The organism is Streptomyces sp. NBC_01261, from assembly GCF_036226385.1.
Taxonomy (GTDB): Bacteria; Actinomycetota; Actinomycetes; order Streptomycetales; family Streptomycetaceae; genus Streptomyces.
The window spans coordinates 3,839,910-3,864,763 of the sequence record NZ_CP108463.1; the positions used below are offsets into that span (position 1 = coordinate 3,839,910).

The window sequence follows — 24,854 nt, forward strand, 5'->3', positions numbered from 1 at the left end:
TCGTCTCTCTCGCTCAGTCGTCTTCGTTGTCGCCGAAGTCGGGGCGGACGTCCCGGGCGAACATGACCTCGTCGTTCGAGGTGCCGGCGGCGACCATCGGCCACACCATGGCGTCCTCGTGGACGATGAAGTCGACCACGACGGGGCGGTCGTTGATCGAGTTCGCCTCCTCGATCACCTTGTCCAGGTCGTCGGGGGACTCGCAGCGGATCGCGTAACAGCCCATCGCCTCCGACAACTTGACGAAGTCGGGGATGCGCGTGCCGGCGCTGGGCTGCTTGCCGTCCGCCTCCGGGCCGCTGTGCAGCACGGTGTTGGAGTAGCGCTGGTTGTAGAACAGGGTCTGCCACTGGCGGACCATGCCGAGGGCGCCGTTGTTGATGATGGCGACCTTGATCGGGATGTTGTTGAGCGCGCAGGTGGTGAGTTCCTGGTTGGTCATCTGGAAGCAGCCGTCGCCGTCGATCGCCCAGACCGTCTGGTCCGGCGCTCCGGCCTTGGCGCCCATCGCGGCCGGGACCGCGTAGCCCATGGTCCCGGCGCCGCCGGAGTTGAGCCAGGTCGCGGGCTTCTCGTACTGGATGTAGTGCGCGGCCCACATCTGGTGCTGGCCGACGCCCGCGGCGAAGATCGTTCCCTCCGGGGCGAGTTGGCCGATGCGCTCGATGACCTGCTGCGGGGCGAGCGAGCCGTTGTCGGGCTGCTCGTAGCCGAGCGGGTACGTCTCGCGCCAGCGGTTGAGGTCCTTCCACCAGGCGCTGTAGTCGCCGGTGTGACCCTCGCTGTGCTCCTTCTGGACGGCCTGCACGAGGTCGGCGATGACCTCGCGGGCGTCCCCGACGATCGGCACGTCGGCGGTGCGGTTCTTGCCGATCTCGGCCGGGTCGATGTCGGCGTGGACGATCTTCGCGTACGGGGCGAAGCTGTCCAGTTTGCCGGTGACGCGGTCGTCGAAGCGGGCTCCGAGGGCGACGATCAGGTCGGCCTTCTGCAGCGCGGTGACGGCGGTGACCGCACCGTGCATGCCCGGCATTCCCACGTGCAGCTCGTGACTGTCGGGGAATGCGCCGAGCGCCATCAGGGTGGTGGTGACGGGCGCTCCGGTGAGTTCGGCGAGGACCTTCAGTTCGGCGGTGGCGTGTGCCTTGAGGACACCGCCGCCGACGTAGAGGACGGGCCGCTTCGCGGCGGTGATCAGCTTGGCGGCCTCGCGGATCTGCTTGGCGTGCGGCTTGGTCACCGGGCGGTAGCCGGGCAGGTCCATGACCGGCGGCCAGGAGAAGGTGGTCTTCGCCTGGAGGATGTCCTTGGGGATGTCGACCAGGACCGGGCCCGGACGGCCGGTGGAGGCGATGTGGAACGCCTGCGCGATCGCCCGGGGGATGTCCTCCGCCTTGGTGACCAGGAAGCTGTGCTTGGTGATCGGCATGGTGATGCCGACGATGTCCGCCTCCTGGAAGGCGTCCGTACCGATCGCGGCGGACACGACCTGCCCGGTGATCGCGACCAGCGGCACGGAGTCCATGTTCGCGTCCGCGATGGGGGTGACCAGGTTGGTGGCACCCGGCCCGGATGTCGCCATGCACACCCCGACCTTGCCGGTGGCCTGCGCGTATCCGGTGGCGGCGTGGCCGGCGCCCTGCTCGTGGCGGACCAGCACGTGGCGCACCCGCGTGGAGTCCATCAGCGGGTCGTACGCCGGCAGGATGGTACCCCCGGGGATGCCGAATACCGTGTCGGCCCCGACTTCCTCAAGAGAGCGGATGAGGGACTGCGCGCCCGTGACGTGCTCGGGGGCGGACTGCTGTCCTCCGGATCGGGGCCGCGGCTGCGGATGGGCCCCGGTGGCCTGCTCGGTCATCGTCATTCTCTTCTCGATGCTGAGGGTTTTTGCGAGGTTTGTGCGGGGTTCTGCTGCTGCACGACTGGATCCTGTGCAACAAAAAACCCCTCGTGCCGTGAGGCAAGCGAGGGGAGCGCGCCGGGTGCGGTCGCTGGGAGTTCCGGGTCCGTCCGGACGTCACCAGCTTCAGCCGACGCGCTTTCCAAGTACGAGAATTCGGGTGCGCATGGCATTGACCCTCCCCCCGGCACGCACCGACTGTCAAGTGGGTGGGACGGGAGTCTCATTATGTGAGCGGAGGGCCGTTCCGCCCCCGAAAACCGCGGGCACGCCACTGGTGTACACCCCCAGGCCCCTTTTCATTGCTCGTTCACCTCCGGGGCGCCACAGTCGGTGTCGAGGGCACGACCGTGCTCAGCCCTTCGGGCCTCCGCGCGCTCGCACCCTCGACGCCGACGCGCCCCTGCGGTTCTCTCGCGGCCCCCGCGAACGCGGGTTCGGCCGGGCCGTGCGGCACCGGATAGTGGCCGCGCGACAGGGCCCGGCGCAGCCGGTACTCGTCCAGCGGCGCGGAGAAGGCCATGCCCTGCCCGTGCGTGCAGCCCATCGCGCGCAGGGCGACCACCTGTTCGGGCAGATCGACGCCGTCGGCGACGGACTGCAGCCCGAGGTCGCAGGCGATCCGCAGCAGCCCGCTGGTGATCTTGTGCAGCCGCGCGGACTCGACGACGCCCTCGACCAGACTGCGGTCCAGTTTCAGTACGTCGACGGGCAGCCGCCGGAGCGTCGTGATGGCCGCGTAGCCGCTGCCGAAGCCGTCGAGGGCGATCCGGACGCCGAGCCGCCGCAGGGCGGTCAGACGGCGCTCCAGCTCGTCCAGGGAGATCCTCGGGTCGGTGTCGGACAGCTCGATCACCAGCGACCCCGACGGCAGCCCGTGCCGGGTCAGCAGCGCCTCGATCGAGCCGAGCGGCATCGACTTGTCCAACAGGCGCCGGGCACTTATCCGCACGGCGACCGACACGGCGAGCCCGGTCGCCGTGCGCTCGGCGGCCTGTTCTACGGCCTCCTCCAGCATCCAGCGCCCCAGCTCGGCGGTCTTGTCGCTGTCCTCGGCCACCCGCAGGAACTCGGCCGGTGTGAACAGCACGCCCTGCGAGGAGCGCCAGCGGGCCTGTGTGGAGACCGACGCGATCCGGCCGTCCACCAGCGACACCACGGGCTGGTGCAGCAGCGCGAACTCCCCGTCGTGCAGCGCGGCCCGCAGCCGCGTGGCCAGCTCCGCCTTCCGCACGACGTCCTGTTGCATCTGTGGTGCGTACAGCTCGACGCGGCCCTTGCCCGCGCCCTTGGCGCGGTACATCGCGAGGTCCGCGTTGCGCAGCAACTCCCCGGCGCCCAGGCCCGGTTCGGCGAAGGCGACGCCGATGGAGGCGGCGACCCGGACATCGTTGCCGTCGATGAGGTACGGCTGGGACAGGGTGATTCTCAGGCGGTCCGCGAGCTCCATGATGTGCCGCTCGCGGGCGGTGCGGTCCCGGGTGCCGTCGCCGACGATCAGGGCCGCGAACTCGTCGCCGCCGAGCCGGGACGCGGTGTCGCCGTGCCGGACGGCGCCGTCGAGTCTGCGGGCGGCCTGGATGAGGAGTTCGTCGCCGGCCTGGTGGCCGATGGTGTCGTTGACCGCCTTGAAGCCGTCGAGGTCGATGAAGAGGACCGCCGTGCCGCGGTCGGTGGAGCGGCGGCCGGACAGGGCCTGCTGGACGCGCTTGGTGAACAGGGCGCGGTTGGGCAGGTCGGTGAGCGGGTCGTGCTCGGCGTTGTGCTGCAACTGCGCCTGGAGGCGCACCCGTTCGGTCACGTCCCGGCTGTTGAAGATCAGGCCGCCGTGGTGGCGGTTGACCGTCGACTCGACGTTGAGCCAGCCGTCGTCGCCGGAGCGGAAGCGGCACTCGATGCGGGTGGTGGACTCCTCGAAGGGGCTGGCGGTGAGAAAGCGGCGCACCTCGTGCACCACGCAGCCGAGGTCCTCCGGGTGGATGATCGAGGCCAGTTCGGTCCCGACCAGATCCTCCGCGGCCTTGCCGTAGACACCGGCGGCGGCCGGGGAGACGTAGCGGAGGATGCCGTTCGGGGCGGCGATCATGATGACGTCGCTGGAGCCCTGCACCAGGGAGCGGAAGTGGTTCTCCTTCTGCGCCAGCTCCTGGGTGAGGGTGATGTTGTCGAGCAGCATGATGCCCTGGCGCACCACGAGGGCGAGGACCACGCAGCCCGCGGTGATGAGCACCACGCGGTCGGGGCTGCGGCCGTTGAGCACGTTGTAGAGAATCCCCAACGTGCAGACGGCGGCGGCGAGATACGGGGTGAGCGCGGCCAGCGAACCCGCGATGGGCCGGGTCGCCGGATACCGTCCGTGATCGGCGCCGGGTGCGGCGGCCTGCGGCTGGACGCCGGTGCGCTGTCCGGGCCGGTGTTCGTGCACCACGCGCGTGTGCCCGTCGTCCTCGGGCTGGGTGTGCCGGGGCGCGGCCCAGGGGGCGTAGGCGAGGAGCAGCGAACCGGCGAACCAGCCCGCGTCGAGCAACTGGCCCGAGTGGTAGTTGTTGTGGAGCAGCGGCGAGGTGAACAGGGCGTCGCACATCACCGTCAGGGCCAGCGCGCCGATCGCGGTGTTCACCGCGGTGCGGTTGACCGAGGAGCGCCGGAAGTGCAGCGCGAGCACCATGCTGACGAGGATGATGTCGAGCAGCGGGTACGCCAGCGACAGCGCGGTGTGGGCCACGCTCGGCCCGTCGAACTTGGCTGCCTGGGCCAGCGCGAGGCTCCAGGACAGCGTGAGCAGCGAGCCCCCGATCAGCCAGGCGTCCAGCGCCAGACAGACCCAACCGGCCTTGGTGACAGGCCTTTTGGCGAGGACCAGGAGCCCGACGATGGCGGGCGGCGCGAAACACAGGAAGAACAGATCGGCGAAACTGGGACTGGGCACGGGCCGCTCCAGCACGACCTCGTACCACCCCCAGACTCCGTTGCCCAGCGCCGCCATCGCCGAGGAGAGCGAGAACAGCAGCCAGGCGGGTCGAAAGCGGATACGGCGGCTTCGCGCGTAGAGGAGGCACGAGACGGCGGCGGTACCGGCTGCCGCGCTGAGCCCGAAGTCGCCCATGACCAGGGCGAGTTGGGCGGACCCCCAGTCGAGCGCGGAACCGACGGCGTATCCCGCGCACACCAGGGCCAGGACGAGTTGCTGGACCAGGCTCCACGCGCCGCCGGTTCCCGACGGTCGTGGCTGCCGCGCTCCCGGCGAAGTCCGGTCCCGGAGCGCCCCGTTGAGGGTGGTCGTCGGAGACGGTGGCGAGCTCACCGGGCCCTCCCGGTCCGCGTCGCTCCCGGGTCCCGCGGGCCCCGGTGCGCTGGATGGGCGTGCCTGCGGCGGCTGTTGGGCCTGCGGTGGTGATGGCTGTGGTTGCTGTGATGCCCGCCGCGGCCGCCATGACCGCCGTGAGCGCAGTGGTCGGCGTGGTGGTCGCGGCTGCGCGCGGCGGTGCGCCAGGGTCGCCGTCGGCGGCCCCGCCGCGTCGGATCGCTCGTCCATAGGCCGTGCATCGCCCGTCGCCCCCCTCACAGTCTGAAATGTCCGTCCCCGGCGCCGAACGGTGCGCGGCGCAGCCCCTGCCGGGACGATACACCAGTCTCGTCACTCAGGGACATAGTTCCTCTACGCTCCGTAACGACCAGCGGAGATACGTGCACGCCCCGCTTCCGAAAGGTCGCGGAGGGTGCCGAAAGCGGATTACCGCCCCGTTGTGGTTAGTTCCCCGTTTCGCCTGTCGTAAGGATCACGTTCCGCAAGGGCTCCCGGTTCACGAACCGTCCCAACTGGTCGACGACCAGACGCTTCGCGCGCGGCAGGAACGCCGAGGTGGGCCCGCCGACATGGGGACTGATCAGCACGCCGGGCGCGTGCCACAACGGGTGCCCCTGGGGCAGCGGTTCGGGGTCGGTGACGTCCAACGCGGCGGTGATACGGCCGCTTTCGAGCTCCGCGAGCAGCGCCTTGGTGTCGACGACGGGACCGCGGGCCACGTTGACCAGCAGCGCCCCGTCCTTCATCCGGGCCAGGAACTCGGCGTCGACGAGGTGCCGGGTGGTCTCGTTCAGGGGCGTGGACAGGATGACGACGTCCGCTTCCGGGAGCAGGGCGGGCAGTTCGGCGAGTGGATGCACCGGCCCGCGCGCGGTGGCACGCGCGGAGCGCGCCACCCGCGCCACCCGCGCGAGCTCGAAGGGCGTGAGCCGGTCCTCGATGGCGGAACCGATGGCCCCGTAGCCGACGATGAGGACGGACCGGTCGGCGAGCGCCGGGTGGAAGTCCCCCTGCCAGTGCTCCTGTTGCTGCGCCCGCACGAACCCCGGGATACCGCGCAGCGAGGCGAGCGTCAGGGCCAGCGCGAGCTCGGCGGTGCTCGCCTCGTGCACTCCGCGCGCGTTGCAGAGCCGCACCCCGGGGACGATGGACGAGAGGCTCGCCGTCATGTCGTCGATGCCGGCGGTGAGCGTCTGGATGACCTGCAGATTCCGCATCCGCTCCAGGGGCCGCGTCTTCACGGGATGACGTTTCATGTACGGCACTACGTACAGGACGCAGTTGGCGGGATCACCGGGAAACGCCTGATCGCCGTCCTCACCCCCGTCCCAGAACAGGTAGTCGGGGCCCTCGGGGAGCCCTTCGATCTCCTCCGGCGGGATGGGCAGCCACACGTCAACAGTCATGGTCAGGAGGCTATGTCAGGGCCACGCGCGCGTAGAGGTTAGGTTGGGGTGCGAGAAGAAGGAAGGTCACTGGCAGGTGGAGCGCAGGACGATCGGCGCGGGGGCGCTCGCGATGGGGGCCGTCGGACTCGGCTGCATGCCGATGCACTGGGCCTACAGCGGGTCGCGGCGGCGGGGCGACGAGTCGGTCAGGGCCGTGCACCGGGCGCTCGATCTGGGGGTGACGCTGCTGGACACCGCCGACATGTACGGCCCGTTCACCAACGAGCTGTTGTTGGGGCGGGTGTTGAAGGAGCGGCGCGCGGACGCGTTCGTGTCGACCAAGGTCGGCCTGCTGGTGGGCGAACAGCACATCGTCGCCAACGGCCGCCCCGGCTACGTCAGACGAGCGTGCGACGCCTCACTGCGCCGCCTCCAGACGGACGTGATCGACCTCTACCAACTGCACCGCGCCGACCCCGAGATCCCCGTCGAGGAGACCTGGGGCGCGATGGCGGACCTCGTACAGGCCGGAAAAGTACGGGCGTTGGGCATGTGCGCGGTGGGCGCCCGCTCCGCCCGCCGCCCCGGGGCACGCCTCCATGACGGAACGATCCGCCAACTCCAGCGCGTACAGCAGGTGTTCCCGGTGACGGCGGTGCAGGCGGAGTTGTCGGTGTGGTCGTCCGAGGCCCTGGACGCGCTGCTGCCGTGGTGCACGGCCCGAGGCGTCGGCTTCCTGGCCGCGATGCCCCTGGGCAACGGCTTCCTCACCGGCACCCTCACCCCGGGCGAGGGCTTCGAACCGGACGACGTCCGCGCCCGCCACCCCCGCTTCACCGCCGAGATGACCGCCGCGAACCAGCCGATCGTCGCCGGCCTGCGCCGGATCGCCCGCCGCCACGGTCCGGAGGTGACCCCGGCCCAGGTCGCCCTGGCGTGGGTGCTGGCACAGGGGGCGCATGTGGTGGCGGTACCGGGCACGAAGCGGGAGCGGTGGGTGGTGGAGAACGCGGGGGCGGCGGGGTTGCGGTTGACGGGGGAGGATCTTGCGGAGGTGGCGGGGTTGCCGGGGGCGTTGGGGTCTTGGGATTGAGGGGGGGGCGGCTTCCTGGGGTTGGGAGGGCGTTCTCGTAGTGCGGGTTCTGGGGGGGCGGACCCGGGGTAGCGGGGGTCGGGGACTGGCTGTCGCGGGTTCGGGGGGCTTGGGACTGAGGCGTGCTGGCTTCCTGAGGTTTTTATTGGGGGGACGTTCTCGTGCGGGTTCCGGGGGCGGACCGGGCCACCGAGGCTCGGGGACTGGCTCCCACGGGATCCAGAGGCCTTGGGAGCGACTGGTTACCGGGCTTCTGGGCTTGGGGAGCAAGCGCCGCCGACCCGCTTCCACAGCCCTTGGGCCTGACCGCCCTCCCTGCTCCGGGGCTCGAAGCCGACCGGTGACCCGACCCGCGAGGCCTGAGACCGACTGCCGTGCGGGCACCGGGACTTGAGACCGACCCATTGCCGACCTCGATGAGCCTTCGGATCGACCGCCGTCCCGGTCCCGGAGGTCCCGAGACCCCGAGGTCCGGAACCCACCGGCCACCGCGTTTCCGGAACTTTGCCACTGACCGCTGCCCCGGCTTCCCCGTCCCTGCGACCAACCGCCGCACCAGCTCCAGGAGTTTCGGGACCTACCGGCGGTCCGGCTCTTCCCCAGTTTTGGAAGCGCTCACCAGCCCCGCTTCCCAGACCCCGGGCCAGATCATCGCCCTGCCTCCCCGCACCTCACGGCTCGATCGTGCGTCGGTGCGTGGTGATCGGGAACCCGGGCGGCACGAGCGGTGTATGAAAAGTAGAACCCGCCCGTCGAAAGGACCTGATCGTGCAACGTCGAGTCGTGTCGGCCGCCCTGGCCGTGACCGCACTCCTGCTGACGGCGGGCTGCTCCTCCGACGGGGGAGGTTCTCCGGGCGACGGTACGAGTGCGTCGCCCGGCAGCACCGGTACGGGTACGGGGGCCTCGCCCTCCGCGCAGGCCGCCGAGCAGACCCCGCCCGCGAAAGGCACCGTGAAGGTGCTGCGTACCGTCACCGAGGGGCTGAAGACGCCCTGGGGCCTCGCCCCGCTGCCCGACGGGAACCTGCTGGTTTCCTCGCGTGACGACGGCACGATCACCCGCATCGACGAGAAGACCGGCAAGAAGACCGAGTTGGGCAAGGTGTCCGGGGTCTCCCCGGCCGGCGAGGGCGGTCTCCTCGGCATCGCGCTCTCCCCGGACTACGCCTCGGACCACATGATCTACGCGTACTTCACCTCGGCCTCGGACAACCGCATCGTGCGCGTCCTGTACGACGAGAAGAAGCCGGCCGGTGAGCAGCTGGGCGCGCCCGACACCATCTTCAAGGGCATCCCCAAGGGCTACATCCACAACGGCGGGCGCATCGCCTTCGGCCCGGACGGCATGCTCTACGCGGGCACGGGCGAGAGCGGTCAGCGAGGCCTCGCCCAGGACAAGAAGTCCCTCGGCGGCAAGATCCTGCGGCTCACGCCTGAGGGCGACCCGGCGCCGGGCAACCCGTTCCCGAACTCGCCGGTGTACACGTATGGCCACCGCAATGTGCAGGGCCTCGCCTGGGACTCCAAACAGCGCCTGTTCGCCTCGGAGTTCGGCCAGGACACCTGGGACGAGCTGAACGCGATCACACCGGGCGACGACTACGGCTGGCCGAACGCGGAAGGCAAGGGCGACAACCCCAAGTACCACAACCCGATCACCCAGTGGCACACCGACGACGCCTCCCCCAGCGGCATCGCCTATGCCGAGGGCTCCATATGGATGGCGGGCCTCAAGGGCCAACGGCTGTGGCGCATCCCCCTGAACGGCACGAAGACATCCGCCGCCCCACAGGCCTTCCTCACCGGCGAGTACGGCCGCCTGCGCACGGTGGTCTCGGCCGGTGACGACAAGCTGTGGCTCATCACCAGCAACACGGACGGCCGCGGCACGCCCAAGTCGGGCGACGACCGGATTCTGGAGATCCAGGTGACGTAGGTCCGGGTGGGGCAGAACCGCGTGGCGGGGCCGATCCGGGCGATAGGTGGACCTGGGCGACGCAGGGTCCAGCGACTCAGACCCAGGCGATGGAGCGGTTCCGAGCGACGCGGGCCCCATCTCAGCAGGCCCAGGCAACGGAGCGGCCTCGGAATCGGGAGCGGCACGGGTTCGGACTCCGACACGGACCCGGGACCGGGCCCGGGAGCGGGAGCGGGAGCGGCCCCAGGCACGGATTCCGGGTCGGACTCAGGGTCGGACTCAGGGTCGGGAGCGAACTCCGAGTCGGGAGTGACGTCGGGCTCGGACCCCGGAGCGGGCTCGGACACCAGGCCAGGATCAGGAGCGGCCTCCGGCTCGGATTCCGGAGCGGACCTGCAAGCGGTCCCAGGGCTGAGAGCGGTAGCAAGCTCGGACCCCGAGTCGCGGACCTGGAACAGCCCTGGAAGTGAACTCAGGGTCGGGATCAGCCTAGGCCTCGGACCCCGGAACGGCCTCGGACACCAGGCCAGGATCAGGAGCGGCCTCCGGCTCGGATTCCGGAGCGGACCTGCAAGCGGTCCCAGGGCTGAGAGCCGTAGCAAGCTCGGACCCCGAGTCGGGGACCTGAAGCAGCCCTGGAAGTGAACTCAGGGTCGGGATCAGCCTAGGCCTCGGACCCCCGGAACGGGCTCGGACACCAGGCCAGGATCAGGAGCGGCCTCCGGCTCGGATTCCGGAGCGGACCTGGAAGCGGTCCCAGGGCTGAGAGCCGTAGCAAGCTCGGATTCCGGAGCGGACCTGGAAGCGGTCCCAGGGCTGAGAGCCGTAGCAAGCTCGGATTCCGGAGCGGACCTGGAAGCGGTCCCAGGGCTGAGAGCCGTAGCAAGCTCGGATTCCGGAGCGGACCTGCAAGCTGACCCGGGACCGAGACCGGGACCAGCCGCTGGGGCGGCGTCAGGAACCGGACGCGGGCCCAGTACCCGAACCCGTCTCGGGGCCGGAATCGGCTTCGTCAGCGGGGCGGGGGCCGGAATCAGGTTCGGATCCGGGATCGGCAGCGACCCCGGGATCGGACCCGGCGCCGGAACCGGCTTCAGAACTGGGATCGGTTTCGGCACCAGCATCGGTACCCGAACCGGAACCGGCATCAGGGCCGGAATCGGGATCGGATTCGGCGCCGGAACCGGACTCAGCACCCGACTCGGCTTCCGCGCCCGATTCCCCCAGCCGCACCACAACCCTCCCGGACTCCAGGTCTATCGGCCCGCGCCCGGGGTCTCCGTCCGCGACGTCGACCCTGGTCAGCTCAAGCCGGTTGGCCTCGTCCTGGGTGTGTTTGCGGCCCGGTGAGAACAACTCCTCGAACATGTTGAACACGGCGCCTCCCCTGTGCCGGTCCCCTACAGCGTACGACTCATCGCGCGGAGCGCGCGGTGAGCGGGTCTGACGGGTGGGGCGGGAACAGCTCCAGCCGGTGGGCGACGGCCGCCGCCTCTCCCCGGCCCGAGACGCCGAGCTTGCCAAGGATGTTCGAGACGTGGACGCTCGCGGTCTTCGGGGAGATGAAGAGCTCCTCGGCGATCTGCCGGTTGGTGCGGCCGGCGGAGACCAGCCGCAGGACGTCCCGCTCGCGGCTGGTGAGGCCGAGCGCCTCGACCGGGTCGGTGGGGTCGGCAGAGACCCCTCGGCGCTCCGGGGCCTTCGTGAGGGTCAGCCGGGCCCGCTGGGCGAGCAGCGTGACGGAGTCGGCGAGCGGGCGGGCGCCGAGGTGGTCGGCGACGGCGACCGACAGGCGGAGGAGTTCCGTCGCGCGGTCCCGCTCGTCGTCACCCCCGCCGGGGGCGGACAGCAGCGCTTCGGCGAGGCGGTGCCGGACGCGGGCGAGGTCGTAGGGGCGGTCGAGGCATTCGAACGCGGCGACCGCCTCGGACCAGTCGTCCGGGGTGGAGCGGCCCTCGGCGTGCCGGAGTTCGGCGCGGAGCCAGCGTTCGTGGGCCTGCCAGACGGGGACGTTGGTGGGGACCGGCTTGGCGGCCTCCCGGATGCGTTCGAGGATCTTGGGGCGGCCGGGGTCGGCGACGGGCAGGCCGACGGCCTGGGTCTCGGCGACGGCCGCGGTGACCAGCAGGGGCCAGACCTCGAAGTACGTGCCGGGGAGGAAATCGGAGTCCAGGACGAGTTCGAGGGTGGCGCGGGCGTCGAGGAGGCGGCCTTCGGCGGTGGCGACCTGGAGTTCGATCCGCTCCAGGGGCAGATGGTGCTGGGGGGCGACGTCGTGGGTGCCGAAGTGCTCGCGGGCGGCGGCCAGTTGGCGCCGGGCCTCGGGCAGGTCGCCGCGGGCGAGCGCGAGTTCGGCGCGGAGGCGGGCGTGGAAGCCACGGGGTTTGGCGCTCTGGTCCACGCGCTCCGACTTGGTCGCGGCCTCGGCGGCCTCGTCCCAACGGCCCAGCGAGAACAGGGATTCGGCGAGGTTTCCCCAGATCCAGGCCTCTTTGTCGAACTGGCCGAACTTCCTGGCGAAGGCGAGCCCCGTCTCCAGGATGGGCACGGCCTCGCGGGAGCGGCCGACGGTCTGGAGGGAGGAGGGAAGGTTCACATAGCTGCGGCCCGCGACGACGGAGATGCCCTCGGCGACCGTGCGTTCGTTCACCTCGACCAGTTCGGCGAGGCCTCCCTCGACGTCGCCGGAGGCGACCATGAGGCCGGCCAGGGTGAGCCGGGCGTCCATCTCGATCTCGCGGGCGCCGACCATGCGCGCGTACTCGACCGCGCGCTCGGCGGCCACATACGCGTCGGGTCCCGGGACGTGGACCATGGACCAGCCGGCGACCTTGGCGAGGACCTCCGCGTGCACCTCGGACGGCGGCAGTCCGCGGACCAGCTCCTGCGCGGCGGCGAGTTCCGGCCAGCCGTCGCCGCGGGCCTGGGACCGGACGAGGACGGAGCGCTGCACCCAGAACCAGGCGGCCCGCAGCGGGTCGCCCTCGTCCTCCAGGAGGTGCAGGGCCCGCTTGGTGATCTTCAGGGCGCGTTCGCGCTCCCCGCTCAGCCGCCCGGCGACGGCGGCCTCCGCCATCAGGTCGAGGTAGCGCAGGGGTGTGGTCTCGGGGTCGCAGCCGCAGGGCGGGTAAACCTCGGTGTAGTCCACGGGGCGGAGGCCCGCGCGTACGGCGTCGGGGACGGTGTCCCACAGCTCCATCGCCCGCTCCAGGAGCCGCAGTTGCTCGGAGTGGGCGTGCCGCCCGCGGGCGGCCACGGAGGCGTCCAGGACGGCGGGGAGGGCCTTGGCGGCGTCGTGGGCGTGGTACCAGTAGCTCGCCAGCCGCATGACACGCTGGTCGGCCGGGACGAGCGTCGGGTCGGCCTCCAGGACCTCGGCGTAGCGGCGGTTGATGCGGGAGCGCTCGCCGGGCAGCAGGTCGTCACCGACGGCCTCGCGGACCAGGGAGTGGCGGAAGCGGTAGCCGTCGTCGCCGGGCGCCGCCTGGAGGATGTTGGCGCCGACGGCGGCCCGGAGTGCCTCGATGAGGTCGTCCTCGGCGAGCCGGGCGACGGCGGCGAGCAGCCGGTACTCGACGGTGGACCCGCCCTCGGCGACGATCCGGGCGACCCGCTGGGCGCTCTCGGGCAGCGACTCGACACGGACGAGGAGCAGGTCGCGGAGGGAGTCGGTGAGATTGCCGCAGCAGCCGTCGTGGGCGGCGACGGCTAGTTCCTCGACGAAGAAGGCGTTGCCGTCGGAGCGTTCGAAGATCTCGTCGACCTGGGCGGGGTCGGGTTCGGCGGCGTGGATGCCGGCGATCTGGCGGCCCACCTCCTCCCGGTTGAAGCGGCCCAGTTCGATCCGGCGGACCGTGCGGAGCCGGTCGAGTTCGGCGAGGAGCGGGCGCAGCGGGTGGCGGCGGTGGATGTCGTCGGCGCGGTAGGTGGCGAGGACGACGAGGCGGCCGGTGCGCAGGGTGCGGAAGAGGTAGGCGAGGAGGTGGCGGGTGGAGGCGTCGGCCCAGTGCAGGTCCTCCAGGGCGACGACGACCGTGCGGTCGGCGGCGACGCGCTCCAGGAGGCGCGCGGTGAGTTCGAAGAGGCGGGCCATGCCCTCCTCGTCGTGCCGGCCGGCCCGCCGGAAGGTGGCCGCTTCCGCCAACTCCGGGAGGAGCCGGGCGAGTTCCTCCTCCTGACCGGCGGCAGCGGCGGACAGCTGGTCGGGCAGTTCGCGGCGCAGCGCGCGCAGGGCGGTGGAGAACGGGGCGAAGGGCAGTCCGTCCGCGCCGATCTCGACACAGCCGCCGAGCGCGACGACGGCCCCCCGGCGGCAGGCGGCGGTGGCGAACTCCTCCACCAGCCGGGTCTTGCCGACGCCCGCCTCGCCGCCCAGCAGCAACGCCTGCGGCTCGCCCGCGGCGGCGCGGGCGAGCGCATCGTTCAGCGTGTCCAGTTCGTCGGCGCGGCCGACGAAGACCGGACTGACGGACCTGGTCTCCACGCTTGCGAGCATGTCACGCGGGTCTGACAACGCGGCACCGGTTTTCGGGAGGACGGCCGCGGGGAGGAGCGCCCCGCGAGCCTGCCGGACGGGCGCCGTACGGCCGTCCTCCCGGGCCCGGACGGTCACGACGCGCGGGCGAACAGGTGCCGGCGGGGGCGTTGGGTATGCACCTCCCCCTCGGCGGCCCGGCGGGCCTGCTCGCGGCGGGCGGCGCGGGCGCCGCGCACGGCCTCGCGGGCCAGCCGCTCGTTGGCGGCCTGCCGGCGCAGTTCGGCGGAACGCATCTGGTGGAGTTCGAACTCGTACATCTCAAGTCCCTTGCTGGAGGCGGTTCTTCGGCTTCGCTTGTTGCGATGCCTCAACCTTCGTCTCCAAGGGGGGTCCGCCACATCGGGAGAGTTCCGCATCTTGCGGGGCCGGGCGGGCCTTAGACATGCGTAAGGGGTCTTAGGGCCTCCGTAAGGTGCTTACGGAGGCCCTAAGACCCCTGGTTACGTGCGGTGGAACGGCCCGGTAGTCAGCTGGCCGACGGCAGGCTGAGCAGGACGTCGGTGTACTTCAGGACGGCCAGGAGCAGTCCTACGACACCGAGCGCGACGCCCGCCCAGGCGACCGACTTGATCCAGGTGGCCTGCGGCTTGCCCGGGGTGCCGAACGCGGGGCGAACCAGGGCCGCGACACCCACGAGGGCGCCGACCAGGGCGAAGATGCCGGCCCACAGCGCGGTGGTGTGCCAGGCGTCGCCGTAGACCTCCTTGATCTGGGTGGACACGCTCGCGGTGGAGGCGGTGTGGAGCTGGCCCACGAGGGTCTCGCGGGCGGCGGCGACGGAGCCGATCCAGCCGCCGGAGAGCGAGATGAAGCCGAGCGCGGCGGAGACCACGGCGGCTGCGCCCTGGCCGACGCCGGAGGGGCCCTCCTCGGGGTGCTCCAGCCTCAGCTTCGCGAGCTCGGCCGCGTACTCCTCCTCGGAGAGGTCGTCCTCGTCCTCGGCGGCTTCGGCCTCGGTGTTCGCGGTGTCCGGCTCGGTCACTTCCTCGTCGGTCTTGGTGACATCGACGGTCTCCGCGTCGCTCTTCACCTCGGTGGCCTCGTTCGCGGCCTCGTCAACAGTCTTGGTACCCATGAGGCGCACGGTAGGGGTGAAGTCTGAGAAGTTCCTTAAAGATCGCTGTGTTGCGCACGCGCGCGTGCCTCGCGCCACTCGGGTGCGAGCACGGACCACACCTCTATGTCGTGCCTCACGCCCCCGTAGGGGTGGGACTCGCGCAGGACCGCGTCCCTGGTCATGCCCATGCGACGGGCAACATTCAGGCTCTTCTCATTGCCCGCGGCGGCATGCCATTCGACGCGGTGGATGCCGCGCTGGTCGATCGCGAAGTCGATGAGAATCCGTATCGCCCGGGTGATCAGTCCGCGCCCGGCGGCGGCGGGTTCCAGCCAGCAGCCGACCTCGCAGTTGCCCTGGTCGGCGTGGAAGTTCAGGAAGAGGACCCCGCCGACGAGCTTTCCGTCGAGCCAGATGCCGTGCAGGGACGCCTCGTCGGCGGCGCGAAGGTCGGCGTAGCGCTGGAGCATGGCCCGCGTGGAGTCGGTGTCGGTCGCCTTGGAGCCGAAGGTGATGAACTGCCCGATGAACTCCCGGCCGCGGTCCAGGTGGGCGAGGAACTCCTCGGCGTTCCACGGCTCCAGGGGACGCAGTTCGGCTCCGTCGTCACCCAGGGGTATCGCGTACATCCTGCTCCTGCTCCTTCGCCAGGACGTCCGCCACCTCGGCGTCCGTCACGGCGGCCAGCCTCTCATGGGCGGCGCGGCATTCGGGGGGCTCGATGCTGATGCGGGGCAGAACGCGGTCGAGACCCCGGGGCAGCCACCAGTTGGCGCCGCCCAGGAGGTGCATGAGGGCCGGCACCAGGAGGGTGCGCAGGACGAACGCGTCCAGGGCGACGGCGGAGGCCAGCGCGATGCCGAACATGGCGATCACGCGGTCGCCACTGAGCACGAAGGCGAGGAAGACCGAGATCATGATGACGGCGGCCGAGTTGATCACCCGGCTGGTCTCGGCTAGGCCGACGCGGACGGCACGGCGGTTGTCGCCGGTTTCCAGCCATTCCTCGTACATCCGGCTCACCAGGAAGACCTGGTAGTCCATGGAGAGCCCGAAAAGGACCGACACCATGATCACGGGGAGGAAGGGCTCTATCGGTCCGGCGCGTCCCAGGCCGAGGAATTCGCTCCCCCAGCCCCACTGGAAGATCGCGACGACGACCCCGAAGGCGGCGGCCACGGCGGCGACGTTCATCGCGGCGGCCTTGAGCGGGATGCCGATCGACCGGAAGGCGAGCAGGAGCAGCACACAGCCGAGCGAGATGACGACCCCGACGAACAGCGGGAGCTTGCCGACGATCACGTCGGCGAAGTCGTCGTAGCTCGCCGTCACGCCACCCACGTGGATGTCGAGCGAGGTGCCGGTCTCGGCCCGGGGCAGTACCTCGGTGCGCAGCCGGTCGACGAGGTCGCTGGTCCTCCGCGACTGCGGTGCCGAGTCCGGTACGACGCTGAAGTACCCGGTGGCGCCGCCGGCGTCGTAGGTCACCGGGGTCACGGAGGCGATGCCCTCGGTGGTGCGGAGGGTGGCGTCGAGGTTGTCGAGGGTGAGCCTGTCCTCGGCGCCGCCGATCTTGGTGACGAGGGTGAGGGGGCCGTTGACGCCGGGCCCGAATCCTTCCCCACTCTTCGAGCGGGAGGTGCCCCCAGCGAGGAGGTCGTAGGCCTGGCGCGTGGTCGACGACCTGGGGTCGTTGCCCTGGTCGGAGGTACCCAGGTGGAGGGTGAGGGTGGGCAGGGCGAGGACGGCCATGACGATCAGGGCGAGGGCGCCGAGCAGTTTGGGCCGCCGCTCGACGAACGCGGACCAGCGGGCGGCGAGGCCGGTGGGGAGTTCCGGCTGGGGTCCGTGCTCGGCCAGTCGGCGCCGTTCGCGGCGGCTGAGGGCGCGGGGGCCGATGAAGGACAGCAGGGCCGGGAGAAGCGTCACGGAGGCCGCGACGGTGAGTACCACGGTCGACGAGGCGGCGATCGCGACCCCGTTGAGGAAGCCGAGCCGCAGGATCAGCATCCCCAGGAGGGCGATGCAGACCGTGGCGCCGGCGAAGACGACCGCGCGTCCGGTGGTGACGACCGCGTTGGTGACCGCCTCGGTGACGGACAGGCCGCGTTTCAGCCCGCGTCGGTGCCGGGTCACGATGAACAGGGCGTAGTCGATACCGACGCCGAGCCCGATCAGCATGCCGAGCATGGGCGCGAAGTCGGCGACGGTCATGGCGTGCCCGAGCAGCACGATCGCCCCGTACGCGGTGCCGACGCTCACCAGGGCGGTGCCGATGGGCAGCAGTGAGGCGGCGAGCGACCCGAACGCGAGGAACAGCACGAGGGCGGCGACGGCGACCCCCACGATCTCGGCGGTGTGCCCGCTGGACGCCTCGGTGAGCGCGATGGCGCTGCCACCCAACTCGACCTGGAGCCCGTCGGTCTGGGCATCCTTGGCGGCGCTCACGACCGCCTGCGCCTCGGACTTGTCGATGTCCTCGGCCTGGTGCGCGAAGGTGACGGTGGCGTACGCGGTGCGTCCGTCGGCGCTGATCCGGCCCGTGCCCTGCCCGTCGTACGGACTGACGACGGAGGCGACTCCGGGCAGGGCGGCGATCCTGTCGAGGGCGCCGGTCATGGTCTGTTCGACGGCGGCGGCGCGGACGGAGCCGGGTGAGGTGCGCCAGACAACGGTGTCGCTGTCGCCGCCGAGGCCCGGAAACCCCTCCTTGAGCAGCTGGGTCGCACGCCCCGACTCGGTGCCGTGGGCCTCATAGTCGTTCGAGTACGCCGAGCCGGTGACGGCGGCGGCCGCGGTGACCCCGCCGAACGCGACGAGCCACAGCAGGACGGCGACGAGGCGGTGCCGAACACACCAGCGGGCAAGGGCTGCCACGAACGTGCTCCCGGGGATGGCGATTTGGGGATCTTTGGCCGGGAAAGTTCGTTCAAGGGATGAACAGCCCGCAAAGAACGCATGAGCAATACGGAGCCCACTCTTGCAGCAGAAAATGATCGTTCATGACGTTCGTGCCCTGAATCACGGGAGTGGGAGCCAGATCACAGGACAGTAACGGCAACTCTGTAGCCCCGGCTGACACCTTGACCGCCGTCTCAGTCGAACTGGTCCCCCAGCGCCATCACCATCGCCCCGACGACCAACAGCCAGAGCGCCCGTCTGGTACGCCCCCTGGACCCGAGCACGGACGCGAGCGCACACACCGCGGCGCCCACGGCGTAGGCGGCCGGAACGAGCACCGGCCCGGCACCACTCGCCCGCAACACCGCGGCTGCCACCCCCGCGAGGGCCAGTACGGCACCGGTCAGCGCGGCCGTCCACCGGGCCCGCCGCGCGTCCAGCGCCGGATCCCCGAAGTCCTGCACTTCGGATATCTCGGAATCTCCGCGTCCGTCCATGGCGGGCGAGCGTAGCGCCTCCGCCTGAGAAACCTGGTGCGCGGTCAACCGACGTCCTCCACAATCTCGTTGCTTCCTCACAGCAACCTACGCAGAACCGGAGGACACCGTTCACCGATGCCGGACACCGACCTGACCGCCCGCCTGACCCACCCCCGCTACCCGCGCAGCAACACCTACGACGCCCGCTGGACCATCGAGAACCAGATGGGCCCCCACGCCCTGTGGCTCCTGGAATGGCTGGCCCCGGCCCTCGGCCTGGACACCCTGCGCCCGGGCGCGCGCGTGCTCGACCTGGGCTGCGGACGCGCCATGACCTCCGTCTTCCTCGCCAAGGAGTACGACGTCCAGGTCACCGCGGCCGACCTGTGGGTGAAGCCCGAGGAGAACGCCGAACGGATCGCCGAGGCCGGTGTCGCGGACCGGGTGCTCCCCCTGCATGTGGAGGCGCACGATCTCCCCTTCGGGGACGGCACGTTCGACGCGATCGTGTCGATCGACGCCTATCAGTACTTCGGCACGGCCGACCTCTATCTGCCCACCCTGACAAGGCTGTTGAAGCCGGGTGGCCGGATCGGTGTCGTGATGCCCGCGCTGCGTGAGGAACTGACGGGAGACGAGGCGCCGGAGCATCTGAAGCAGTACTGGGAGGGGGACCCGGGCTTCTGGGCGTTCCACTCCCCCGCCTGGTGGCGCAGGCACTGGACCCGCGGCAGGGCCGTGGAGGTCGAGGCGGCCGACTGGCTGCCCGACGGATGGCGCGACTGGCTGCTGTGGAGCGAGGTGTGTGCCGAGGAGAGCCCGAGCGCGTTCATGGCGGGCATGGCGCGCACGTCGGTGGAGTTGGTGCACGCCGACGTGGACCATCTGATCGGCTTCACACGCGTCGTGGGGCGCCGCCTCTGACGTGACACGCCTGGGGGGACGCATCCGTTGCGATGCGTCCCCCCAGGTGGGTGTCGTACGACCGGGCTCAGCCTTCGCTGACGCCCAGTTGCTCCAGGATGAGCTCCTTGACGCGGGCCGCGTCGGCCTGGCCTCGGGTGGCCTTCATGACGGCGCCCACCAGGGCACCGGCCGCCGCCACCTTGCCGCTGCGGATCTTGTCGGCGATGCCCGGGTTGCCGGTGATGGCCTCCTGGACGGCGGTGGTGAGGGCGCCGTCGTCGGAGACGACCTTCAGGCCGCGCTTCTCGACGACCTCGTCCGGGGTGCCCTCGCCGGCGAGGACGCCTTCGATGACCTGGCGGGCCAGCTTGTCGTTCAGGTCGCCGGCGGTGACCAGCGCGGTGACCCGGGCGACCTGCTCCGGCGTGATGGGCAGCTCGTCGAGCGCCTTGCCGGACTCGTTGGCGCTGCGGGCGAGTTCACCCATCCACCACTTGCGCGCGGAGGCCGAGTCCGCACCGGCGTCGATCGTGGCGACGATCGGGTCGATGGCACCGGCGTTGAGGATCGACTGCATGTCGAACGCGGTGATCCCCCACTCCTCGCTCAGCCGGTTTCGGCGGGCCAGCGGCTGCTCGGGCAACTCGGCGCGGATCTCCTCGACCCACGCGCGCGAGGGGGCCACCGGCACCAGGTCCGGCTCCGGGAAGTACCGGTAGTCCTCCGCCTCCTCCTTCACGCGGCCCGAGGTCGTGGACCCGGTGTCCTCGTGGAAGTGGCGGGTCTCCTGGATGATCGTGCCGCCGGAGTTCAGCACCGCGGCGTGGCGCTGGATCTCGTAACGGGCGGCACGCTCCACGGATCGCAGCGAGTTGACGTTCTTCGTCTCGCTCCGGGTGCCGAACTTCTCGCGGCCGTGCGGACGCAGCGAGAGGTTGACGTCACAGCGCATCTGCCCCTGTTCCATGCGGGCTTCCGACACACCGAGCGCCCGGATCAGCTCGCGCAGCTCGGCGACGTACGCCTTCGCGACCTCGGGAGCACGCTCACCGGCGCCCTCGATCGGCTTGGTGACGATCTCGATGAGCGGGATGCCGGCGCGGTTGTAGTCGAGCAGCGAGTGCGAGGCGCCGTGGATACGGCCCGTCGCGCCGCCGACGTGCAGCGACTTGCCGGTGTCCTCCTCCATGTGGGCGCGTTCGATCTGCACCCGGAAGGTCTCGCCGTCCTCCAGCTGTACGTCGAGGTAGCCGTTGAAGGCGATCGGCTCGTCGTACTGGGAGGTCTGGAAGTTCTTCGGCATGTCCGGATAGAAGTAGTTCTTCCGGGCGAAGCGGCACCACTCGGCGATCTCGCAGTTCAGCGCGAGGCCGATCCTGATCGCGGACTCGACGCCGATCGCGTTGACGACCGGGAGCGCGCCGGGCATGCCGAGGCAGGTCGGGCAGGTCTGCGAGTTCGGTTCGGCGCCCAGCTCGGTCGAACAGCCGCAGAACATCTTGGTCTTGGTGCCGAGTTCGACATGGACCTCAAGGCCCATGACGGGGTCGTACGACGCCAGCGCGTCCTCGTACGACTCCAGGTCGGTCGTGGTGGTCACGGTGAACTTTCCCTCTCAGCCCAGCAGGACGTCGTCGTCGCCCAGCCGCTTCAGCTCGCGGTACAGGATGGCGAGGCCGGTGACGATCGCGGCGGCGGACACCGTGGCGTCGATCAGTCGGAGCGTGTCGTGCTCGGTACGCGCCTTCCTGATCTGCTTCGCGACGCTGAGCGCGCCGAACGCGGTGGTGGCGATGGACAGGTACGTGCCGGACTTGGACTTCTTGAAGCCCTTGGCCTTCGACAGTGCGTTGCTCACAGCGACGGTGCCTCCTCAAGCAGCGGGTGGCCCCACTTTTCCACGAAGGCGGCCTCGACGGCGGCGCCGACCTTGTAAAGCCGGTCGTCCTTCAGCGCCGGGGCGATGATCTGCAGCCCGACCGGGAGACCGTCCTCCGGCGCGAGACCGCAGGGCAGCGACATGGCCGAGTTGCCCGCCAGGTTGGTCGGGATGGTGCACAGGTCCGCGAGGTACATCGCCATCGGGTCGTCGGCGCGCTCGCCGATCGGGAAGGCGGTGGTCGGCGTCGTCGGCGAGACGATCACGTCGACGCTCTCGAACGACTTCTCGAAGTCGCGGGTGATGAGCGTACGGACCTTCTGGGCGCTGCCGTAGTACGCGTCGTAGTAGCCGGAGCTCAGCGCGTACGTCCCCAGCATGATGCGGCGCTTCACCTCGGGGCCGAAGCCCGCCTCGCGGGTGATCGAGGTGACCTCCTCGGCCGAGTGGGTGCCGTCGTCGCCGGTACGGAGGCCGTAGCGCAGGCCGTCGAAACGGGCCAGGTTCGACGAACACTCGGAGGGCGCGATCAGGTAGTACGCCGACAGGGCGAGGTCGAAGGACGGGCAGTCCAGCTCGACGATCTCCGCGCCCAGTTCCTTCAGCACCGTGACGGCCTCGTCGAAGCGCTGGATGACGCCGGCCTGGTAGCCCTCGCCGCGGAACTGCTTGACGACGCCGACGCGCATGCCCCGCACGCTGCCGTTGCGGGCTGCCTCGACGACCGGCGGGACCGGGGCGTCGATCGACGTCGAGTCGAGCGGGTCGTGTCCGGCGATGGCCTCGTGCAGGAGTGCCGCGTCCAGGACCGTACGGGCACAGGGCCCGCCCTGGTCGAGGGAGGACGAGAAGGCGACCATGCCGTAGCGGGAGACCGCGCCGTACGTCGGCTTGACGCCGACCGTGCCGGTGACGGCGGCCGGCTGGCGGATGGAACCGCCGGTGTCCGTGCCGATCGCCAGCGGCGACTGGAAGGAGGCCAGCGCGGCGGAGGAACCGCCACCGGAGCCGCCGGGGATCCTGGTGAGGTCCCAGGGGTTGCCGGTCGGCCCGTAGGCGCTGTTCTCGGTGCTGGACCCCATGGCGAACTCGTCCATGTTGGTCTTGCCGAGGATGACGACGTCGGCGGCCTTCAGCCGCTTGGTGACGGTCGCGTCGTACGGCGGGATCCAGCCTTCGAGGATCTTGGAGCCGACCGTGGTCGGGATGCCCTCGGTGGTGAAGATGTCCTTGAGCGCGAGCGGGACGCCGGCCAGGGGGCCGAGCTGCTCGCCCCGGGCCCGCTTCTCGTCGACGGCGCGGGCCTGCGCGAGGGCGCCCTCGCGGTCGACGTGCAGGAAGGCGTGCACCTTCGCGTCGACCTCGTCGATCCGGGCGAGGTGGGCCTCGGTGACCTCGACGGCCGTGAGCACGCCGGACGCGATGTTCGCGGCGATCTCGGCGGCGGTGAGCCGGATGATGCTGCTGTGGTCCGTCATGGTGGTTAGTCCTCCCCCAGGATCTGCGGCACCTTGAAACGCTGCTGCTCCTGGGCCGGGGCGCCGGAGAGCGCCTGCTCGGGGGTGAGCGAGGGACGGACCTCGTCCGCGCGCATGACGTTCGTCAGCGGCAGCGGGTGGGAGGTCGGCGGTACGTCTTGGTCGGCGACCTCGCTGACGCGGGCGACCGCGCCGATGATGTCGTCCAGCTGTCCCGCGAAGTGTTCGAGCTCTTCGGGCTTCAGCTCCAGACGCGCCAGCCGGGCGAGGTGGGCGACCTCCTCGCGCGTGATGCCAGGCATGCAGCGTTCCTCTGGGGTGAGTGTGTGTGGTTTGGCGCCAATCCTATGGGGCGGGGGCCCTCAGCCGTTAAACGGTTTCTCCGGGGCCCCGGTCCTCAGTCTCTCGCGTCCCACACCGCGCTCTTCGTGAAGTGGTTGTCGTACAGCTCCTGCACCTCCAGGAGGCTCTCCGGGCCGACCTCGCCGAGGGCGATGCGCTGCAGGTGACGGAAGTACTCGAAGCGTTCGACGCCGGGCGTGATGACGATGAGGAGGTCGGCGCCGGCACCGGGTGCGGCGGCGAAGGCGTGGGGCAGGCCGGGCGGGACGACGATCAGGTCACCGGGTCCGGCGGTGACGACCTGGTCGCCGGAGAGGATCTCGGCGGCGCCGTCGAGCAGGAAGAACATCTCGGCGGAGTTGTCGTGCCAGTGCGGTTTCGCGCCGTCCGCTCCCCCGCTGAGGGTGACGCGCTGGGTGGACAGCGCACCGCCGGTCGCACTGCTGTCCGCCAGCAGTTTCACGGTGGTCGGCGCCCGGCCCACCACCTCGGCCTCGGCATCGCGGACGATCACGGACTCGTCGAACTTCGGTACGAGCAACGACATTTCGGGTCCCCTTCGGATGCGGCGGACTCAGCTTCGGATGCGGCGGACTCAGCTGAGGAACAGCAGGACGGCACTGACGAGTACAACGATCGCCGTGGCGAAGTGGATCCCGTACGCAACGGCCTTCGCGCCGCCGTTGCGCAGCACTGTCAGGGTGTCGCCGAGCGGGACGAGCGCCACGCAGAGCATGAACCAGGCCTCGGCACGCACCCCGGCGAAGACCAGCAGGGCAAGGCCCACCACGCCCAACGTGCCGTCCCTGAGGCCCTTGATCGTGAGGTAGGCACCGGCGTCGCCGGCGGGATCGGCCGGGACTCCGTAACCGGTCGCGGCGGAGGCGGGCTGGAACAGGAACCGGTAGCCGAGGAACAGACAGAACAGGTCCAGCACGATCGCCAGGGTGTACGCGGTGATGGTCATGCCACTTCTCCTCGTCTCGTTTTCTAGCGGCGCTAGCAACAAGAGCGAAGCTAACAGAGCGACGAAAGAAAGGCTAGCGATGCTAGAATTCCGGGCATGACGATTCAGACGCGCCGGGAGCGCGAGCGGGCGGAGCGGGAGCTACTGATCATCTCGGCCGCACGCGAACTGGCCGAGACGGAGGGCTGGGACGCGGTGACGACCCGGCGCCTGGCAGCCGAGATCGAGTACAGCCAGCCCGTCCTCTACAGCCACTTCAAGGACAAGGGCGCGATCATGGCGGCGGTGGCGGTCCAGGGCTGCGAGGAGATCGCGGCCGAGATGCGCACGGCCCGCACGGCGGCGAAGGGGGCCCGCGCGGCACTGGCCGCGGTGGGCGAGTCGTACACGGCCTTCGCACGCCGCCGCCCCGCGCTCTACGACGTGATGTTCACGCACACGGTGGACCTGCCGTTCGCCACTCCCGAGGCCCCGGCGGCCCTCCAAGCGGCCTTCGGCGAACTGTTCAAGGCAGTCCAACCGATCGCGGCCAAGGGCGACGACGTAGGCCTACTGACGGAGACCTACTGGGCAGGCCTGCACGGCCTGGTAACCCTGATGCGCAGCGGCCGCCTGCCGGAGGAGGAACACGCCCAACGCCTGGCCTTGCTGATCAGTCACTTCACAACGGAGGCTGCGTAGTCAGGGGCGCGGGGAA

At 70.6% G+C, this 24,854-nt stretch carries 20 protein-coding genes; 4 read left to right on the top strand and 16 right to left on the bottom strand.

The genetic code is table 11. From position 1 onward, the window contains the following. Positions 1-13: 13 nt before the first annotated feature. From OG226_RS16435 to OG226_RS16445, 3 genes are all read right to left on the bottom strand, one after another. Positions 14-1,861 (bottom strand): acetolactate synthase large subunit, encoded by a 1,848-nt coding sequence (locus tag OG226_RS16435; protein ID WP_328678814.1) that lies wholly within the window; start codon positions 1,859-1,861, stop codon positions 14-16. 352 nt (positions 1,862-2,213) lie between these two features. Continuing rightward, entirely contained in the window at positions 2,214-5,207 is a 2,994-nt protein-coding gene (locus tag OG226_RS16440; protein WP_328678816.1) for a putative bifunctional diguanylate cyclase/phosphodiesterase, read from the bottom strand. Between the two features lie 446 nt (positions 5,208-5,653). Next, the gene (locus OG226_RS16445) at positions 5,654-6,616 is read right to left on the bottom strand and encodes a 2-hydroxyacid dehydrogenase (protein WP_328678818.1); all 963 of its coding nucleotides are present in this window, start codon (positions 6,614-6,616) and stop codon (positions 5,654-5,656) included. Between the two features lie 76 nt (positions 6,617-6,692). On the opposite strand from OG226_RS16445, the gene OG226_RS16450 reads away from it, so the two are divergent. Together OG226_RS16450 and OG226_RS16455 are read left to right on the top strand one after the other, a co-directional pair. Further along, positions 6,693-7,691, top strand: coding sequence for an aldo/keto reductase (locus OG226_RS16450; protein ID WP_328678819.1), 999 nt, complete (start codon positions 6,693-6,695; stop codon positions 7,689-7,691). 783 nt (positions 7,692-8,474) lie between these two features. Beyond that, positions 8,475-9,629: a PQQ-dependent sugar dehydrogenase gene (locus tag OG226_RS16455; RefSeq protein WP_329353407.1), complete on the top strand. Its 1,155-nt coding sequence runs from the start codon at positions 8,475-8,477 to the stop codon at positions 9,627-9,629. Positions 9,630-10,565: 936 nt separating this feature from the next. Here OG226_RS16455 and OG226_RS16460 read toward each other — a convergent pair. The 7 genes from OG226_RS16460 to OG226_RS16490 form a co-directional block, all read right to left on the bottom strand. Then, on the bottom strand, positions 10,566-10,979 hold the full coding sequence (locus tag OG226_RS16460; protein ID WP_329353408.1) for a DUF6191 domain-containing protein: 414 nt from the start codon (positions 10,977-10,979) through the stop codon (positions 10,566-10,568). A gap of 46 nt (positions 10,980-11,025) precedes the next feature. Next, positions 11,026-14,106, bottom strand: coding sequence for a helix-turn-helix transcriptional regulator (locus OG226_RS16465; RefSeq protein ID WP_328686329.1), 3,081 nt, complete (start codon positions 14,104-14,106; stop codon positions 11,026-11,028). Between the two features lie 113 nt (positions 14,107-14,219). Further along, positions 14,220-14,405: a hypothetical protein gene (locus tag OG226_RS16470; RefSeq protein ID WP_329349320.1), complete on the bottom strand. Its 186-nt coding sequence runs from the start codon at positions 14,403-14,405 to the stop codon at positions 14,220-14,222. Positions 14,406-14,614: 209 nt separating this feature from the next. Further along, positions 14,615-15,223 carry a hypothetical protein gene (locus tag OG226_RS16475; RefSeq protein WP_328678825.1) on the bottom strand — a complete coding sequence of 203 codons (609 nt, stop codon included), beginning with the start codon at positions 15,221-15,223 and terminating at the stop codon, positions 14,615-14,617. A gap of 35 nt (positions 15,224-15,258) precedes the next feature. Continuing rightward, positions 15,259-15,834 carry a GNAT family N-acetyltransferase gene (locus tag OG226_RS16480; protein WP_328678827.1) on the bottom strand — a complete coding sequence of 192 codons (576 nt, stop codon included), beginning with the start codon at positions 15,832-15,834 and terminating at the stop codon, positions 15,259-15,261. Next, the gene (locus tag OG226_RS16485) at positions 15,812-18,082 is read right to left on the bottom strand and encodes an MMPL family transporter (RefSeq protein ID WP_329349321.1); all 2,271 of its coding nucleotides are present in this window, start codon (positions 18,080-18,082) and stop codon (positions 15,812-15,814) included. Before OG226_RS16485 ends, OG226_RS16480 begins: the two co-directional genes overlap by 23 nt. Positions 18,083-18,300: 218 nt before the next feature. Continuing rightward, on the bottom strand, positions 18,301-18,603 hold the full coding sequence (locus OG226_RS16490; RefSeq protein WP_328678831.1) for a hypothetical protein: 303 nt from the start codon (positions 18,601-18,603) through the stop codon (positions 18,301-18,303). A gap of 117 nt (positions 18,604-18,720) precedes the next feature. Between OG226_RS16490 and OG226_RS16495 the strand changes: the two genes are divergently transcribed. Beyond that, a complete protein-coding gene (locus tag OG226_RS16495; RefSeq protein ID WP_328678834.1) occupies positions 18,721-19,509 on the top strand; it encodes an SAM-dependent methyltransferase in 789 nt (262 codons plus the stop codon). A 67-nt stretch (positions 19,510-19,576) separates the two neighbouring features. Here OG226_RS16495 and gatB read toward each other — a convergent pair whose 3' ends face one another. The 6 genes from gatB to OG226_RS16525 all read right to left on the bottom strand — a co-directional run bounded on the left by gatB (position 19,577) and on the right by OG226_RS16525 (position 24,157). Next, on the bottom strand, positions 19,577-21,091 hold the full coding sequence (gene gatB, locus OG226_RS16500; RefSeq protein WP_328678835.1) for an Asp-tRNA(Asn)/Glu-tRNA(Gln) amidotransferase subunit GatB: 1,515 nt from the start codon (positions 21,089-21,091) through the stop codon (positions 19,577-19,579). Positions 21,092-21,106: 15 nt separating this feature from the next. Next, positions 21,107-21,349 carry a hypothetical protein gene (locus tag OG226_RS16505; RefSeq protein ID WP_328678836.1) on the bottom strand — a complete coding sequence of 81 codons (243 nt, stop codon included), beginning with the start codon at positions 21,347-21,349 and terminating at the stop codon, positions 21,107-21,109. Continuing rightward, a complete protein-coding gene (gene gatA / locus OG226_RS16510) occupies positions 21,346-22,848 on the bottom strand; it encodes an Asp-tRNA(Asn)/Glu-tRNA(Gln) amidotransferase subunit GatA (protein ID WP_329349322.1) in 1,503 nt (500 codons plus the stop codon). Before gatA ends, OG226_RS16505 begins: the two co-directional genes overlap by 4 nt. Positions 22,849-22,853: 5 nt before the next feature. Continuing rightward, the gene (gatC, locus tag OG226_RS16515; protein ID WP_007384860.1) at positions 22,854-23,150 is read right to left on the bottom strand and encodes an Asp-tRNA(Asn)/Glu-tRNA(Gln) amidotransferase subunit GatC; all 297 of its coding nucleotides are present in this window, start codon (positions 23,148-23,150) and stop codon (positions 22,854-22,856) included. A 95-nt stretch (positions 23,151-23,245) separates the two neighbouring features. Beyond that, positions 23,246-23,737 (bottom strand): cupin domain-containing protein, encoded by a 492-nt coding sequence (locus OG226_RS16520; RefSeq protein ID WP_329349323.1) that lies wholly within the window; start codon positions 23,735-23,737, stop codon positions 23,246-23,248. 48 nt (positions 23,738-23,785) lie between these two features. Further along, entirely contained in the window at positions 23,786-24,157 is a 372-nt protein-coding gene (locus OG226_RS16525) for a DUF4267 domain-containing protein (protein ID WP_328678878.1), read from the bottom strand. A 96-nt stretch (positions 24,158-24,253) separates the two neighbouring features. Between OG226_RS16525 and OG226_RS16530 the strand changes: the two genes are divergently transcribed. After that, positions 24,254-24,838 (top strand): TetR/AcrR family transcriptional regulator, encoded by a 585-nt coding sequence (locus tag OG226_RS16530; protein WP_329349324.1) that lies wholly within the window; start codon positions 24,254-24,256, stop codon positions 24,836-24,838. Positions 24,839-24,854 lie beyond the last annotated feature (16 nt).